Source organism: Curtobacterium sp. MCLR17_058 (assembly GCF_003234705.2).
Taxonomy (GTDB): domain Bacteria; phylum Actinomycetota; class Actinomycetes; order Actinomycetales; family Microbacteriaceae; genus Curtobacterium; species Curtobacterium flaccumfaciens.
Map to the genome: position 1 here is coordinate 1,676,451 of NZ_CP126262.1, position 14,979 is coordinate 1,691,429.

15 protein-coding genes are annotated in these 14,979 nt (G+C 72.2%); 4 read left to right on the forward strand and 11 right to left on the reverse strand.

Annotated elements, in window-relative coordinates:
• Positions 1-128 precede the first annotated feature (128 nt).
• The 4 genes from DEJ11_RS07910 to DEJ11_RS07925 form a co-directional block, all read right to left on the reverse strand.
• On the reverse strand, positions 129-1,337 hold the full coding sequence (locus DEJ11_RS07910; RefSeq protein ID WP_258375440.1) for a glycosyltransferase: 1,209 nt from the start codon (positions 1,335-1,337) through the stop codon (positions 129-131).
• Between the two features lie 120 nt (positions 1,338-1,457).
• Positions 1,458-2,795: an ABC transporter substrate-binding protein gene (locus DEJ11_RS07915; RefSeq protein WP_111103933.1), complete on the reverse strand. Its 1,338-nt coding sequence runs from the start codon at positions 2,793-2,795 to the stop codon at positions 1,458-1,460.
• 56 nt (positions 2,796-2,851) lie between these two features.
• Positions 2,852-3,682 (reverse strand): carbohydrate ABC transporter permease, encoded by an 831-nt coding sequence (locus DEJ11_RS07920; RefSeq protein ID WP_111054653.1) that lies wholly within the window; start codon positions 3,680-3,682, stop codon positions 2,852-2,854.
• Positions 3,682-4,527 (reverse strand): carbohydrate ABC transporter permease, encoded by an 846-nt coding sequence (locus tag DEJ11_RS07925; RefSeq protein ID WP_231495659.1) that lies wholly within the window; start codon positions 4,525-4,527, stop codon positions 3,682-3,684. Before DEJ11_RS07925 ends, DEJ11_RS07920 begins: the two co-directional genes overlap by 1 nt.
• Positions 4,528-4,909: 382 nt before the next feature.
• Between DEJ11_RS07925 and DEJ11_RS07930 the strand changes: the two genes are divergently transcribed.
• Complete coding sequence (locus DEJ11_RS07930; RefSeq protein WP_111103929.1) at positions 4,910-5,809, forward strand: inositol monophosphatase family protein; 900 nt, start codon at positions 4,910-4,912, stop codon at positions 5,807-5,809.
• A gap of 83 nt (positions 5,810-5,892) precedes the next feature.
• Here DEJ11_RS07930 and DEJ11_RS07935 read toward each other — a convergent pair whose 3' ends face one another.
• From DEJ11_RS07935 to DEJ11_RS07945, 3 genes are all read right to left on the reverse strand, one after another.
• On the reverse strand, positions 5,893-6,912 hold the full coding sequence (locus tag DEJ11_RS07935) for a LacI family DNA-binding transcriptional regulator (RefSeq protein ID WP_181440858.1): 1,020 nt from the start codon (positions 6,910-6,912) through the stop codon (positions 5,893-5,895).
• A 2-nt stretch (positions 6,913-6,914) separates the two neighbouring features.
• Positions 6,915-7,565, reverse strand: coding sequence for a 2'-5' RNA ligase family protein (locus DEJ11_RS07940; protein ID WP_111093233.1), 651 nt, complete (start codon positions 7,563-7,565; stop codon positions 6,915-6,917).
• A gap of 158 nt (positions 7,566-7,723) precedes the next feature.
• Complete coding sequence (locus DEJ11_RS07945) at positions 7,724-8,188, reverse strand: DUF2231 domain-containing protein (protein WP_111093234.1); 465 nt, start codon at positions 8,186-8,188, stop codon at positions 7,724-7,726.
• Between the two features lie 124 nt (positions 8,189-8,312).
• Between DEJ11_RS07945 and DEJ11_RS07950 the strand changes: the two genes are divergently transcribed.
• From DEJ11_RS07950 to DEJ11_RS07960, 3 genes are read left to right on the forward strand one after another with little or no spacing between them, the layout of a single operon-like run.
• On the forward strand, positions 8,313-9,032 hold the full coding sequence (locus tag DEJ11_RS07950) for a VIT1/CCC1 transporter family protein (protein ID WP_111030217.1): 720 nt from the start codon (positions 8,313-8,315) through the stop codon (positions 9,030-9,032).
• Between the two features lies 1 nt (position 9,033).
• A complete protein-coding gene (locus tag DEJ11_RS07955) occupies positions 9,034-9,717 on the forward strand; it encodes a response regulator transcription factor (protein ID WP_111046925.1) in 684 nt (227 codons plus the stop codon).
• 50 nt (positions 9,718-9,767) lie between these two features.
• Positions 9,768-11,078, forward strand: a complete 1,311-nt coding sequence (locus tag DEJ11_RS07960; RefSeq protein WP_111103927.1) for a sensor histidine kinase — start codon at positions 9,768-9,770, stop codon at positions 11,076-11,078.
• Positions 11,079-11,177: 99 nt separating this feature from the next.
• Here the strand turns inward: DEJ11_RS07960 and DEJ11_RS07965 are convergent, their stop codons facing one another.
• The 4 genes from DEJ11_RS07965 to DEJ11_RS07980 all read right to left on the reverse strand — a co-directional run bounded on the left by DEJ11_RS07965 (position 11,178) and on the right by DEJ11_RS07980 (position 14,912).
• Positions 11,178-12,197: a LacI family DNA-binding transcriptional regulator gene (locus tag DEJ11_RS07965; protein WP_111103925.1), complete on the reverse strand. Its 1,020-nt coding sequence runs from the start codon at positions 12,195-12,197 to the stop codon at positions 11,178-11,180.
• Between the two features lie 138 nt (positions 12,198-12,335).
• Positions 12,336-13,442 (reverse strand): tyrosine-protein phosphatase, encoded by a 1,107-nt coding sequence (locus DEJ11_RS07970; protein ID WP_111103923.1) that lies wholly within the window; start codon positions 13,440-13,442, stop codon positions 12,336-12,338.
• 162 nt (positions 13,443-13,604) lie between these two features.
• A complete protein-coding gene (locus DEJ11_RS07975) occupies positions 13,605-14,411 on the reverse strand; it encodes a trypsin-like serine protease (RefSeq protein ID WP_111030212.1) in 807 nt (268 codons plus the stop codon).
• A 3-nt stretch (positions 14,412-14,414) separates the two neighbouring features.
• On the reverse strand, positions 14,415-14,912 hold the full coding sequence (locus tag DEJ11_RS07980) for a hypothetical protein (RefSeq protein ID WP_111030211.1): 498 nt from the start codon (positions 14,910-14,912) through the stop codon (positions 14,415-14,417).
• Positions 14,913-14,979: the final 67 nt, after the last annotated feature.

Below are 14,979 nucleotides of genomic sequence, written 5' to 3' on the forward strand. Positions count from 1 at the left end.
CGGTAGCGATGCAGGTTGGGAACTCGCGCCGAACTCGCCCACCGCCGCAGGCGCCGACAGACCCTCGCTCACCAACGAGCTGACCGTCGGACAGCCGCGCCGCCGTGGTGTGGCGGGACCTGCGCTCCTCACCGCGGGGCGGGCGTCCAGCCGACCAGGCGCTCGACGGCGGCCAGGACGACGGCCGGGGGGTCACCTGTCACGATCTCGGTCCGGACCCGTCCGGCTGCGACGCGGAACGACGGCTCGGTCAGGAGCTGCGACGCAGTGGTGCGGATGTCCGCCGGGGTCGCCGTCGCGGCGTCGAGGACGAGTCCGGCGCCCAGGGCCTCGACGCAGCCGCCGTTCGGCAACTGGTCCGCACCGAGCGGCAGGACCAGCAGGGGCACCCCGTGCGCGAGTGCCCCGGTCACCGATCCGGACCCGCCGTGGTTCACCACGAGGTCCACGAGCCCGAGCACCGAGTCCTGCGGGACGTACTGCTCGATCCGGATCGCTCCCGGCCCCGCCGGCACCGGGAAGGTCGTCGGGTCGACCCAGGGTCCGGTCGTCACGAGGATCCGTGCCGGCAGGGCGGCGAGGGCGTCGATGAGCCGAGCGAACAGGTCGCCTGACTTCGTGTTGAACTCGGTGCCGAGCGTGACGTAGACGCGAGGTCCGTCGCCGGCGGCCAACCACGCGGCGGCGTCCGACGGTGGTGACGACCAGGGGTCCGGTCGCATCCGGATGACCGGACCATGCAGCTCCTGCCCGGATCGCATCGACGCCGGGAACGGGATGACGGTGAGCGCGCCGCCGAGCATGTGTTGCTGCGGGTCGGGTCCGAGTCCCGCGCGTCGGCGGAGCGCCTCGAGCGGCGCTCGCACCGCGTCGCGCCAGGTCCCACCGGCCGAGGCGAAGGCCAGGACCACCACGCACGGCACCCCGGCTCGTTCGGCGGCGGTCATCGCGCCGAAGTCGAACTCCCCGCAGACCACGAGGTCGGCCGTCCACCGAGTGACCAGCCGTCCGACGTCGACGACGGCCCCGGCGGCCGCGTCCCCCAGGAACACCTGGGGAACGCGGGTGAGCACCGTGCTCGGGTCGATCGGGGTCAGGGTGCCGGTGCCCGGCCTGCTCGCCGGCAGCTCCACGTCCCGCGGCTGCCGGTGCGAGAACCCGGTCTGTTCGAGGACGGCCTCGCGCGCGCCACTCAGTGCGGTCCGGTGTCCGGCAGCGCTGGCCGCGCGTGCGAGCGGCAGCATCGGCGCGAGGTGTCCCCGCCCCCGTGGGAACGAGAACACGATGCGCAGGGGTTCCGGAGTCCCGTAGCCGGGCCGGCCGTTCGCAGCAGACACCACAGGGCTCCGATCGTCGCACGGGCTGCCTGCCCGCTTCGTCAGACAACCGTATGGCGAACGACGGTCGTGCTCCATGAACCCTTGGTCAGCCTCGACGGGGCGTGCACTCGGAGTGGGTCACTTGCCAGCGGCCTCGTTGTAGGACTCGATCTGCTTGCCGGCCTGCTGCTCCGCATCCGTCATGGTCGACTCGACGTCGGCACCCTCGACGATCCGGTTGAAGGCGCCGATGACGGTGGCGCGCACCGTCGGGAACGCGCCGGTGATGCAGCCAGCAGCGGCGACGCTCGTGGGGTCGTCGGCGAGCTGCTGGTACATCGTGGCGATGTTCGGGTCGGACAGGGAGCGCTTGCCCACGGTGGTGTCCTGGGCGTCGGTGTTCATCGCGACGTAGCCGGTCGCCTTCGCCCACTCGGCCTGCACGTCCGGCGTCTGGAGCCACTTGGCGAACGTGTACGACGCCTGCTGCTCGGCGGACGAGTGGCCCTTGCCGGAGATCCACAGCGCGTTGCCGCCGATGACCTGCCCGGCGTCGTCGGAGGCCGACGTGGTGGGGAACCGGGCGACGACGGACTTCGAGCCGTCCGGGTCGACCGTCGTGTAGGCACCGGACGAGGTCAGCAGCATCCCGACCTTGTTGCTCGAGAACGCCGAGTTCTGCACGGTCGAGTCGGTGCCGGGGTTCAGGGCAGCGCCGTCCTGGTAGAGCTTCTGCAGCGTGGTCATGAACTGCACCTGGGTGTCCGAGGTGAGCGAGACACCGGTGACCGGCTTGCCCTTCCGCCCGTTGTCCGGCGTGCAGAAGGGCTGGCCGCCCGAGGCGCTGAGCTCCTCGAGCATCCACGAGTCGCCCATGTTCATGCTCATGCCGTAGCCACCGGTCGCGGCGTGGATCTTCTCGGCCCAGGTCGCGACCTGCGCCAGCGTCTTCGGCGGCTTCGTGGCGTCGAGGCCGGCCTTCGCGACGAGTGCCTTGTTCAGGTAGAGCACGGGCATCGAGACCGAGAACGGCATCGCCGCGAGTGACTTGCCGTCGCTGTAGTAGGTCGCGGCGGCCGGGGCGATCGTGTCGGTGCCCGATGTCGATCCGCTGATCTTCGCGGGGGACACCGTCTGGCCGGAGTCGATCATGAAGCCGGTCGACACGTCGTTCATCATGAGCAGGTCCGGCGTCGAGCCGGACTGCACCGCCGCCGTGTACTTCGTCTGGACGGCCGCGTAGTCGCCCTGGAACGACGACTTCACGGTGATGTGCTGGTCGTTCTCCTTGTTGAAGCGGGCGACGAGCGCGTCGAGCTCGGTCGCGGGCGGCCCGGACATGGCGTGCCAGAAGTCGACGGTGACGGGGCCGGAGATGTCCGACGCGGAGCTCGACGTGGAGCACCCGGTCAGGGCGAGGACCGCGACGGCCCCGGTGGCGAGTGCGGTGAGGGCGGTGGAACGACGTGCGGGCATGGTGCGTCCTTCGGGTGTGGGGCGGGCGGGGGTCGGGGAGGGGGTCGAGCGTGTCGTCACTTGAGCGCCCCGGCGGTGAGACCGCCGGCGAGGAACCGCTGGGCGACGAGGACGAGGACCAGGACGGGGAGGGTCACCATGGCGGCGCCGGCGAGGACCACGCCGATGTCGGCGGCCTCGGCGTCGGACAGCTGGGCGATGCCGACCTGCACGGTGCGGTGCTCCGGCGAGTTGGTGACGAGGAGCGGCCAGAAGAACCCGTTCCAGGCGGCCGTCGCGCTCACCAGGGTGACCGAGACGAGCGTCGGGCGGGTGAGCGGCAGGAGCATGGACCGGATGAACCGGAAGTGTCCGGCGCCGTCGAGTACCGCGGCTTCGCGCAGCTCGTCCGGGAAGCTCAGGAACGCCTGGCGGAACAGGAAGATCGTCAGTGCCGAGGCCACGAACGGCAGGAAGACGACCAGGAGCGTGTCGATGAGGTGCCACGACGAGACGGTCAGGTAGTTCGCGATCAGGGTCGTCTCGCCGGGGATCATCATGCTGGCGAGCAGGACGAGGAACAGGGCACGGGTGCCCCGGAGTCGACAGAACACCAGGGCGTAGGCGGTGATGATGCCGATCACGACCTGCAGCACCGTCTGGGCGAGGGTGACGGCGACGCTGTTCAGGAACTGCTGCCCGAGCGGGACGACCTGCGTGGCGCGGACGATGTTGTCGAGCGTCAGGTGGATCGGCACCAGACCGGCGAGGCCCTGGTCCAGGTACCGGGTCGGGGTGAGCGCGCCCTCGAACACGTAGTAGAGCGGGAAGCAGACGACGACGACCGCGATGATGAGCCAGGCGTAGACGAAGACGCTCCGGAGCCGGCGTGCGGTGACGGGGCGCATCAGTAGTTCACCCGCTTCTCGAGCACGCCGAACTGCACCAGCGACAGCCCGAGGACCAGCAGGAACAGCACGACCCCGAGCGCGGCGGCGAGGCCGAAGTTCGCGCTGCCGGACCCGAACGCCTGCTGGTAGATCGCGTAGACGAGGGTCTTCGACGAGTCGGCCGGACCGCCGCCCGTGAGGATCTGGATCTGCCCGAAGGTCGTGAGTGCCTCGACGGTTCCGGTCACGACGACGAAGAAGAGCGTCGGCGTGACCAGCGGCAACGAGATCGACCAGAGTGTCCGCACGGGCCCGGCGCCGTCCAGGTGCGCCGCCTCGATGACGTCCTGGTCGATGGCGCCGAACGCTCCGAGCAGGAGCAGCACGGTGAACCCGAGCGACCCCCAGATCGTCACGACGATGACGCTCGCCAGGGCCCACTGCGTGCTCGTCAGGAACGGCACGGGCGCGCCGCCGAACTGGGTGATCACCGTGTTCAGCAGCCCGTTGCCGGGTGCGAGCATCGCCGCGAACGCGACGGACCCCGCTGACACGGACACGACCATGGGTGCCGTCAGGAGTGCGCGGAAGACCGGCAGGCCGCGGAGCTTCACGGTCAGGGGGATCACCACGAGCAGACCGAACACGATGCGGCCGACGACCACGCCGACGCAGAAGACCGCGGTGGTCAGCATCGTCCGTCCGAACGCGGGGTCGGTGAACGTGCGGACGTAGTTCTGCAGCCCCACCGAGCCCGCCGGCTGACCGAAGATGTCGGTGCCCTGGGTGCTGAGGACCAGGACGCGGCCGAGCGGGTAGAAGACGAAGACCGCGAACGCGAGCAGCGCCGGTGCGAGGAGCACCAGACCGAGCCGTCGGTCCGAGCGCAACGAGGACCGCGTCGTCCCGGTCGCCCGGGGTGGACGCGGCGACTGCGGTGACCGCGGCGACCCTGCGGTACGCGGGGGACCGGCGACCAGGCCGGACCTGACGGGGACCGTCATGGGGCGGACTCCTCCGAGTAGGGAACGTTCCCTAACCGGGAACGACTCCACTGTGCGGCGGGGGTCGGAGACCGGTCAAGGCACGTCGACCACCCGCCGTCACCCGTTCACGCCGCGTTCAACCCCTCCGCCGATCGGGTGCCGACGTTCACCGCTGCACGCCCCGCGTTCACCTCGGGTTCGGCCCGTCGACCGGCGTGGTTCGCCGTCCAGGGGCCTCGACGTCGTAGAACCGGAGACCATGCGAACCGTTCCTGCTCCCCAGACACTCCGGGCGATCGCCGAGGAGGCCGCGCGCACCGTCGCGCCCGACCTGCTCGCCGTGTTCCGCGCCCCGATGACGATCAGCACGAAGCGCGATGCGCACGACGTGGTGACCCTGCACGACCGCGCGGCGGAAGAGGCGATCACGGCGGTGCTCACCGCCGCCGTGCCGGGCTCGGTCGTGCTCGGCGAAGAAGGCGGCACCACCGGCGGCTCCGGCACTGCCGGCGCCGCCGGTGGCATCGACACCGCCGGCACCGCCGGGGGCGTCGGCAGCACCGCGGTCCCCGTGGTGCGGTGGATCGTGGACCCGATCGACGGCACCGCGAACTTCGCCCGCGGACTCGCGTACTGGTGCATCTCGATCGCGGCCGAGGTCGACGGCGCGGTCGTCGCCGGCGTGGTCTTCGACCCGGTCGCCGACCACGTGTTCGCGGCGGACGACGTCGGCGCCTGGCTCGACGGTGCGCCGATGCACTCGTCGTCGGGGCCCGCCGACGCCGCGACGGTGCTGACGAGCTTCCCCGTGCAGCAGGACCTCGACCTGCTCGGCGAGGCCGCGGCGTTCGACCTGCTCCGGGACCTGACGCTCCGGTACCGCCACCACCACAGCCTCGGCAGCGGCGCCCTCAACCTGGTGCACGTCGCCGCCGGGTGGTCGGACGTGACGATGGGTTTCGCCACGCACCCGTGGGACGTCGCCGCCGGGGCACTGGTGCTCGAGCGCGCCGGCGGGTGGTTCCGGGGCTTCCGTCGGGGCGAAGCCGTCGGCCGCGCCCACCTGGCCGACGACTACGTCGCCGCCGGCGCCGGGGGATCGCACGCCGAGCTGGTGCGCCGGGTGCAGGAGCTGTCGGCCACGACCGCCACCGACTGAGCCGCCGACCGGGCCGCCAGCCGCCCCGCCGACTGAGGCATGGACCGGGCCGCCGACCGGTTCGACGCGGGCGTCGCGAGCGGTCAGCCGAGCGCGTGCCCGGCGACCGCCTGCGCGGTGGACCCACGCGGCAGCAGGCGTGTCGGGAGCACCTCGTGCCGGTCGCCGCGACGGCCCCGGAGCCGCTCGACCACGAGCTCGACCGCCCGCGCGCCCATCCGGACGCGCGGCTGGTCGACACTCGTCAGGTCGAGCCGTTCGCCGAGACCGGTGCCGTCGAACCCGGTCACCGCCGCCATCCGGGGGAGCGCGAGCCCCGCGCCGTCGGCGATCGCCACGAGCCGAACCGCGGTCGCGTCGTTGGTCGCGACGAACGCCGTCACCCCGTCACCCAGGTGCCGGGCGATCCGCGCCGGGTCCGCCGCCAGGGCCTCGACGTCGTCGACGCGGTGGTCGCCGGGCTTGCCGAGCTGCGCGGCGACCGCGGCGTGCGCGACCGCACGACGGGTCGTCGAGGGGTGGTCGGACTCCGCCACGAAGCACGTGCGCCGGTGCCCGAGTGCAGCGAGGTGGAGCACCAGCGCGCGCACGCCCGCCTCCTCGTCGGCGCGCACGGTGTCGAGTCCGAGGCCGGCGAGCGCCGACCCGCTCGACCCGAGGACCGCGACCGGCAGGTCGCGCGCGACCGCAGCGAGCCGTGCCGGGGCGAGCCGACTGCTCAGGACCGCGACCCCGAGGACACCGTCGGCCGATCCGTGGGAGGCGTGCAGGGCCTCCAGGCCGTCGGCCAACCGGGCAGGGTCACGGAACCCGTCCACGACCCGGAGCGCGAACCCCAGGGTCTGCGCGGTCGCGCGTGCGCTCCGGAGTGCTTCGTCGTGGAACGGGTTCGCGGCTTCGGTGACGACCACCCCGAGGACGAGCGGCGCGCCCTGCGCGCGTCGCCGGGCGAGCGAACCGACCGGGAGGCCCAGCTCGTCCGCCGTCCGCACCGCGAGTTCCCGACGTGGCCGGGACACACCGTCGTCGCCCCGCAGGGCGAGTGACACGAGTGATCGCGAGATGGCACACCGCTCGGCGACGTCGCGGAGGGTCGCGGCCACGGTCAGGCGAGCTTCCAGGTGTGGACGTGCTCCCAGGTCATCGTCTGCCACCAGCGACCGGACCAGTCCGGGCTCGCGGTGCGGTAGAGCACGACGGTGTCGCCGCGGAACCCGGTCGGCACGTCGACGTCGAGCTCGCGGATGAACGCACCGACCTCGTCGTGCAGGTCCGGCCGGCCGTACAGGTCGTGCGAGGCGAGGGAGAGGTGCGCGCGGTACTGCTCCGGGTCGTAGTCGTTCGCCAGCGGGACCTGCATCGGCTGCCGGAACGGTGCGACCACGGCCTCGATGTCGGCGGCGAGCCGGACGAAGTCGTCGTTGTGCGAGCCGTCCGGTCGGGTCGCGACGTCGTAGACGAACCCGATGCCCTGTTCACGGACGCCGGCGTTGTGGACGTCGAACGCCGGCCGGCCGTCGAGCAGTGCCGTGACGGCCGCGACGACCTGGTCCTCGTTGCTACCGAACGGCTGGCTGCCGACGAGTGTGGCGTGCGGCGGGAAGGCGCCGGCCGACAGCAGGCCGTACTGCGCGCGGAGCTGGTCGGTGACGACCGTGACGGCCCGGCAGGTGCGGGCGTCCGGGCGCAGGTAGATGCCGTGGCGGTAGGGGTCGCTCGGGTCGCGCGGCAGCTTGGCGGTGACGTTCTGGGGCATGAGTCCGTCCGTGGTCGGTCGATGGGGAACGTTCCCGATGGTCGGGAACGTTCCCCATGATCGACCGGACGGATCCGGATCTCACCCGTCGGTCCGTGACGGGACGGTGAACGATGGGTGTCGGCGGCGCCGAGCAGGTGCCGTCGCTGTCCGTGCGGTCAGCCCTTCCAGACGGACGCGGCGCCCGCGTGTCCGATGACGATGACCTCGATCATCGACACGACGCCGGCGGCGAGCAGCAGCACGGGACCCACGACCGCGACCGCGCGCAGCGCCCCGCCGCTCGTCACCCGGTCGGACGCGAACCTGTGCCAGGCCCACCACAGCAGCAGGAGCGCGAAGACCGCGATCGACCACGGCAGCAGGCCGTCGGCGAGTTCGGTGTGCCGTTCGAGCAGTGCGCTCTCGCGCTCTCGGTGCTCGAGCCACTCACCCGAGGACGTCGCCAGGGGGACCGAGACGAGGGCGATGAGGCCGATGATCGGTGCGCCGACTGCGAGCCACCGTCGTGCCGCGGGCCACACCGCGACCACGATCGCGGTCAACGCCGCGACCGGGACGGCGACCGAGGTCAGGTGGACGAAGAGGGGGTGGAGCGGTATCCCGCCGAACTGCCAGTCCATGACGGCCTTTCACGTCGAGCGCCCGACGGTGCAGGCGCGGTTCGACCAGACAACAGGATCTGGCGGCTCGGATCGTTCGAAACCTCACACGAACAGGGCGTCCCGGACATGGTTCGCTGAGACCATGAGCACCGCGGAGCCGCACGCCGGAGAAGCGCACACCGGCGACCTCGCGGCACGTCTGAACTGGCTGCGCGCCGGAGTCCTCGGCGCGAACGACGGGATCGTGTCGACGGCCTCCATCGTCGTCGGCGTCGCCGGTGCCTCGTCGTCCGTGCCGGCGATCGCGACGGCCGGCATCGCGGCCCTCGTCGGCGGCGCGGTGTCGATGGCGCTCGGCGAGTACGTGTCGGTGAGCAGCCAGAAGGACAGCCAGCAGTCCCTCATCGAGCAGGAACGCCGCGAACTGGCCGACGACCCGGCCGCCGAGCTCGAGGAGCTCACGCAGCTCTGGCAGGCCCGCGGTCTCCGACGAGCAACGGCCGAACAGGTGGCTTCGGAACTGACCGAGCGCGACGCCCTCGCCGCACACCTCACCACCGAACTCGGGATCGACGAGGACGAGGTGGTCAGCCCGTGGCACGCCGCGTTCGCATCCGCCGCAGCGTTCTCGATCGGCGCGCTCCTTCCGCTCCTGGCGATCCTCCTCTTCCCGGAGGCGATCCGGGTGCCCGCGACGTTCGTCGTCGTCCTCCTCGCGCTGGCCCTGACCGGAGCCACGGGAGCCCGCATCGGCGGAGGCTCGCTGCGCCGCGCCACCGCCCGGGTGGTCGTCGGTGGAGCCCTGGCCCTCGCGGCGACCTTCGTCATCGGGTCCCTGCTCGGCACGAGCGGGGTCGTCTGAGATGGCGAACATCCTGGTGGTGGAGGACGACCCGGAGATGGGTGCCCTCGTCGAGCGCGGCCTGACCGGTGAAGGACACGTGGTCACGGTCGTGACCGACGGCATCGCCGCACTCGTCCAGGCCCGGGCCCAGTCGTTCGAGGCGGCGGCGATCGACGTCATGCTGCCCGGGATGACGGGCTTCGAGGTCTGTCGGCGGCTCCGTGAGCTCGGCCAGGACTTCCCGGTGATCCTGGTGACCGCACGGGACGCCGTCGACGACCGGGTGTTCGGGCTGGACTCCGGGGCGGATGACTACCTCACGAAGCCGTTCGCGATCACCGAGCTCAACGCGCGGATCCGGGCGCACCTGCGGCGTCGCGCCGCGGGTGGGGTGACCATCGTGGAGGCCGGTTCGGTGCGGCTCGACACCCTGGCCGTGCGTGCGTCGGTGCGCGGGCGGGACCTGCCGCTGAGCGTCAAGGAGTTCTCGTTGCTGCGGTTCCTGATCCAGGGCGCCCCTGACACGCGCACCAGAACCGAGGTGCTCGAGGAGGTCTGGGGGAGCCCCGAACACTTCGATCCGACCATCGTCGACCAGTACGTCAGCTACCTCCGCAAGAAACTGCAGGCCTCGGGCGCTGACGTCGTGATCCGGACGGTGCGCGGCGTGGGGTACGCCCTCGAGGTCGTGTCGGCGAGGTGAGGTTCCTACGCCGTCTGTCGATCCGTGCCCGGATCACCCTCGGGAGTCTGATGGTCGGTGCAGTCGTGCTCTCCGGGGTCGCGGTCGTCCTGCACGTGCAGATCGAACGCGCGACGCTCGCGACCGACCGGTCCCTCGCCTCCGGTGACGCCGCGCCCTTCGTCTCCGATCTCCGGCGCAACCCGGACGAGGCGCCGGACCGTCCGGCAGAGGACGTCCTGGTCGGGATCCGGTCGTCGTCCGGCGGATGGGTCGTGGACTCCCTGCCGCGCGACGTCCGTGCGGCGCTGCCCTCGACGGTACCGGACGACGGCGACACGCTGAGACTCCACACCGCACACCGGGTCGTGACGGTCGTCGGTGTGCCGGTGCGGAACGCCGCCGGGTCGTTCGTCGTCTGGGCCGCGCACGACGGTCGGGCCGGAGAGGAGACGGTGGCGCGGGTGGACCGGTCACTGGTCGTCGGCACGGTCTTGGCGCTGCTCGCCTTCGCCGCGACGGCGTGGTTGCTGTCGACGCTCGCCCTCCGCCCGGTGGGGCGGATGCGCCGGATCGCCGAGCACCTCAGTGCCGGGAACGGTGGTGGACACCTGCCCGTCGGGGCGTCCGACGACGAACTCGCGGCACTCGCCCGGACCCTCAACACCTTCATCGACCGGCAGCGCGAGAACACCGAGCGTGAGCGGCGGATGGTCTCCGACGCGAGCCACGAACTCCGCACGCCGCTGGCGGCACTGACCGCGCGGCTCGAACTCGCGCATCGCTCGTCCGGCGATGCCGTGGCCCTCGAACGTGCGCTACGCGCAGCCGAGAGCGATGCCGCCCGGTTGGTCGCGCTGGCGAACGCCCTGCTCGAACTCAGTCGACTGGGTGAAGGCGGCGCCGTTCCGTCGACTCCGGTCGCTGCGCTCGTCACGGAACTCATGGGATCGATCGACCGTGCTCGCGCCGTCTCGTCCGTCGGTCTGCGCGACATCGACTTCGCCGTCCGCCTGACTGCGCCGGACGAGCACTACGGGATCGAGCCCGCGGCGTTCGCCCGGGTCGTCGACAACCTCGTGGCGAACGCGATCGCAGCGGGGGAGGACGGCGGCGTGATCCGGGTCACGCTCGAGCAGTTCGCCGACGGGCGGCTCGAGCTGCGCGTCGTCGATGACGGACCCGGCGTCCGGGACGACTTCCTCCCACAGGCCTTCGACCGCTTCACCCGGGCGGACAGTGCACGGCGTGCCGTCCTCGGCGGGAGCGGACTCGGGCTCTCCCTCGTACGAGGCATCGCCGAACGTGCCAACGGGACGGCGGACCTCCGCAACGTCCCCTCCGGGGGTGCCGTCGCCAGCGTCACGCTCCCCGCGTGCTGACCGTGTTCGCCGACCACATCGTCACTCGGACTCTCGAACGACCGAACGTCGCGGCTGGGGAGCGGGCCGGGCGGGCCAGGGGTGCGTTCTGCCAGGGGGTCAGACCCGGGCGGCGGTCCGGCCCGGTACCAGGCTGCCGTCGACCGCGTTGTGGGTCACGCCCGTCGAGCGGCCGTCGATCTGGTCGACCACGTCGTCGACGGACAGACGACCGATCAGGCCGAGCGGCTGTCGCCACGAGGTGATGCCGAGCAGCTCGGTGGCGAGTGGGGCGACCCCGTCGTAGCCCGTGACCGACAGGTCGTCCGGTGCGCGGAGGCCGCGGCGGCGCATCGACTCGAGCACACCGACGGCCCAGCGGTCGCTCGGTGCCATGATCGCCGTGACACCTCCGGCCCGCAGGACCTGCTCGACGAACGAGTCGAGGTCCTCGGGGTCTGCTCCGTGGTCCTCGGAGCGGATCCGGAGCACCTCGGCGCCGCGTGCACGCAGGCGGCGCACCATCGCGTCGGTGCGTGCCGACTGCGTCAGTGACCCGGACGGTGTGACCGTCAGCACGGCGACGCGTCGGTGTCCGAGGTCGGCGACGTGGTCGGCGAGCCCGCGTCCGCCGCCGCGCTCGTCGCAGTACGCGCTGCTCACCGCATCGTTCGTCTCGGGGCGCCCGGAGACCACCGTCGGGATGCGTCGGGCGAACGGCAGCACGTCGGCGATCGGCAGGGCGCCGCTGCAGACGATGAGCCCCTCGACGCGCAGGGAGACCAGGGTCTCGAGCGCCCGGCGTTCCTCGCTGACCGGGAACGACCCCGCACCCGTGGCGGTGACGACGCGGTACCCGCGCGCCGCGGCCTGCAGCTGGAACGCGGTCAGCAGGTGTCCGTAGAAGGGGGTGGAGGCGTCGCGGACGAACACCCCGAGCGTGTGCGTGCGGTGTGCCGACATGCCGCGGGCGTTCGCGTTCGCGACGTAGCCGAGGTCGAGCGCGGCCCGCTTGACCCGTTCGGTCGTTGACGGAGCCACGCCGTACGCGCCGGCGAGGGCGCGGGAGACGACCGACTTCGACACACCGGCCAGGGCGGCGACGTCGTGGATGGTCGGGACGGTGGGGTGTCCGGTCACCGCGGGCGCCGTTGTCTGGAGGACTGCACGAGTGTCACGGTAGCCGGAGGGACGCCCGGACCGGGCGACGGTGGTGGTGAACAGTTGGTCACGCCGGCCGCCCGGCGCTGGCCGCGGGCGGTCGGCGTGGGTGCCGGGCTAGCGCTCCGTCGCCGGGCGACGGAGCGTCAGGCGGTACTCCTCCTTCGTGGTGCCGTCCTGGGCGGTGACCGTGATGCGTGCCGTCCGGCCGGACACGTGCACAGCGGCGGCCGCGTTCGGGTTCGTCGTGTGCACGTGGACGTCCGCAGCGCGCAGCGTCCGGACCGGAGCGGTCACGGTCGCACCGTGCGACGAGGCAGCGGCAGGCAGGTGGACACGCACGCCGGCGACCGTGATCGAGGACACGGTGGGGTCGTTCGACACCAGGAAACGCTCGCGCAGGGCGGCAGCCTCGTGCTTGGTCACGCCGATCGTGTCGGTCAGGTACGAGCCCATGCCGCCGTACTCGGTCGCGATGTCCTGCTCGAAGGTGCCCTGCAGCAGCTGCGGGGTCGCCCAGGTCACCCCGAGCTGCGTGTTCGAGAGCAGGTAGTCGTGCAGGATGTCCGCGCTGTCCACGCCGAGGACCCGGTCGAGTAGGTCCACGACGGTGCCGGTGCGGTCCATGCCGTGGGAGCAGTGGATCAGGACCGTGCCGCTGGTGTGCGTGGCGAGGATCCGCAGCACGCGGCGGTACGCGGTGATCATCGACCCGGATGTCGCCTGGTCGACCCGGCCCTTGTCGACCAGGTCGTGGTACATCGCGGTGTCGTCGCTGTAGTCGCCGTCGGCGCCGAACATCGAGATGTCGACGTGGCGTGCACCCGGGATCGCGACGTCCGGCTTCGCGGCGATCTGGGACGGGGTGCGCAGGTCGACGACGAGGTCGACGTGGTACTCGTCGGCCAGGGTCGTGGCCCCGGCGGGGGTGATCTTGTCGAGAGACTCGGAGCGGATCAGGCGCGGGGCGTTCACGGTCTGCCCCGACCGTCCGTGGACCGCGGCGAGTTCACGGCCGTTGACCAGCCCGGGGACGTCGGTGATCGGGTGGTCGGCGGCGGTGAGCGCCGGCTGCAGGGCGTCGTCGGCGTGGGCTGCCGTGACGGAGAACGCGGCGGAGGCGACGACGGCCAAGCCGGCGAGGGCGGTCGCTGCGACGCGGGTGGTGCGCGGCGAACGGGTGCGTGGGGAGTGGGTGAGTGGGGAGCGGCGGAGCGGGGACACGGGGCAACCTCGATCTGATCAGGACCCGGGGGTCGGGGGGAGCCGGACGTGGTGGCGTCCGGCTCCCCGCAGGATCGCGGCGCGGGTCGTCGGCGGTGTGGCGGCGAGGTGGCCGGGGCGTGTCCGGGTCATGAGGCAGCGCTCAGTCGCCCACCCAGCGGCTCAGGACGCCGGGGCCAGCCGGTACCGGAACAGCTCGGTGAGGACCTGCCGGGCGGGCGTGTAGAGCAGCACCGTCGAACCCGTAGTGCTCGTCGTGCTGCTCGAGATGATCCCGTACAACCGGTTCGTGGCGCTCATCACCGGTCCGCCGGCGTCGCCCGGCTCGATGCCAGCGCCGGCGCTGGCGGCGGCGAGGTGCTGCACGCCGGGATGGCTCCCTGCCGGCACGCGTGTGGCCGTCCAGGAGCAGTGCAGCCCGCTCGCCGCCCCGCTGGTGCAGAAGGGATCGGCATCTGGCTTGCCGATGCCGGTGACGGCGGCGCGTACCAGGCCCCCGTCCACCCGGTTGAACACACGACCCGATGCCCGGGGTGTCCAGGTCGCGACCGATCGGTCGCACGACCCGGTCGCCGTCCGCGCCCGGGTGCACGCCAGGGGCGGGACGACGGCGAGTTCGAGGTCCGAGTCCGCGGACTGCCAGACCACGTTGCCGACGGTCGCGCCGGCGAGCTGCACGGGTGCCTGCAGCGGCGCGCAGTGCTTCGCGAGCACCACCCAACGGGTCGCTCGCTGGTACTGCTTGCGCTGGCTCCGGAAGCCCTTGGCGGACAGCACGGCACCGACCGTGCAGGACCCGCCGGGGACACCGACCTCGGTGCCGGCGATGATCGGCGCTGCGACCCGGTCGGGGTTGTTCGTGGTGGCCGAGGCCGACGGAGCCCCGGTGAGGGTGGCCCCGACGACGGCGGCAAGTGACACCGCGACGGCCAGGGAGCGGACGAGCGCCGGTTGCGCGTGGCGGGTCACGGGTCAGCCGAGCGTGCGGGTGCCGTTGACGCGTCCGATCACCGACAGGGTGTCCGGGTCGCTGAGACGGGCGTGCCAGTGCAGTGTCGTGGTGCCGCGCGGCAGGTCCGGGAACGCTGCGGTGAAGCGGTAGTGGCCGCTGGCGCTGACGACGTCGTCGCCCGAGGTGACCTCGGCGATGTGCTTGTTGAACAGGCCCCGCGGCTTGCCCGGTGCGTCGTAGTAGACGATGACCAGGGTCCCGGGCTTCCCGGTCCCGGCGAAGGTGATGCCGGTGAAGCTCTTCCGGTCGGGCCCGCCGTGGGTCTTCGCGGTGAACGCCACGGCCGCAGCCCGGGTCGAGGTGGGTGTGGCGTGCGCCGTGTGGGAGATCGTGGCGGCTCCGGCCTGCGCGGGGACCAGGACGCCGGCGGCGAGCGCACCGCCGAGGGTGACGCACGTCGCGAGCACGGTCAGTCGGCGGACCGACGGGGAGCGGTGGGTGGACGGGGTCGAACGCATGGGGACTCCTCGCTTCGTGGGGGGACGGGCCAGGGTGGCCCGGTGTGCGTGAACGCTAACAACGCGC

What these genes read in the sequence shown, in the direction of transcription:
- DEJ11_RS07915 (WP_111103933.1), bottom strand. Translation starts at nt 2,795, where the DNA reads ATGCCCGCACGTCGTTCCACCGCCCTCACCGCACTCGCCACCGGGGCC.
- DEJ11_RS07920 (WP_111054653.1), bottom strand. Translation starts at nt 3,682, where the DNA reads ATGCGCCCCGTCACCGCACGCCGGCTCCGGAGCGTCTTCGTCTACGCC.
- DEJ11_RS07930 (WP_111103929.1), top strand. Translation starts at nt 4,910, where the DNA reads ATGCGAACCGTTCCTGCTCCCCAGACACTCCGGGCGATCGCCGAGGAG.
- DEJ11_RS07940 (WP_111093233.1), bottom strand. Translation starts at nt 7,565, where the DNA reads ATGCCCCAGAACGTCACCGCCAAGCTGCCGCGCGACCCGAGCGACCCC.
- DEJ11_RS07945 (WP_111093234.1), bottom strand. Translation starts at nt 8,188, where the DNA reads ATGGACTGGCAGTTCGGCGGGATACCGCTCCACCCCCTCTTCGTCCAC.
- DEJ11_RS07950 (WP_111030217.1), top strand. Translation starts at nt 8,313, where the DNA reads ATGAGCACCGCGGAGCCGCACGCCGGAGAAGCGCACACCGGCGACCTC.
- DEJ11_RS07955 (WP_111046925.1), top strand. Translation starts at nt 9,034, where the DNA reads ATGGCGAACATCCTGGTGGTGGAGGACGACCCGGAGATGGGTGCCCTC.
- DEJ11_RS07960 (WP_111103927.1), top strand. Translation starts at nt 9,768, where the DNA reads ATGGTCGGTGCAGTCGTGCTCTCCGGGGTCGCGGTCGTCCTGCACGTG.
- DEJ11_RS07980 (WP_111030211.1), bottom strand. Translation starts at nt 14,912, where the DNA reads ATGCGTTCGACCCCGTCCACCCACCGCTCCCCGTCGGTCCGCCGACTG.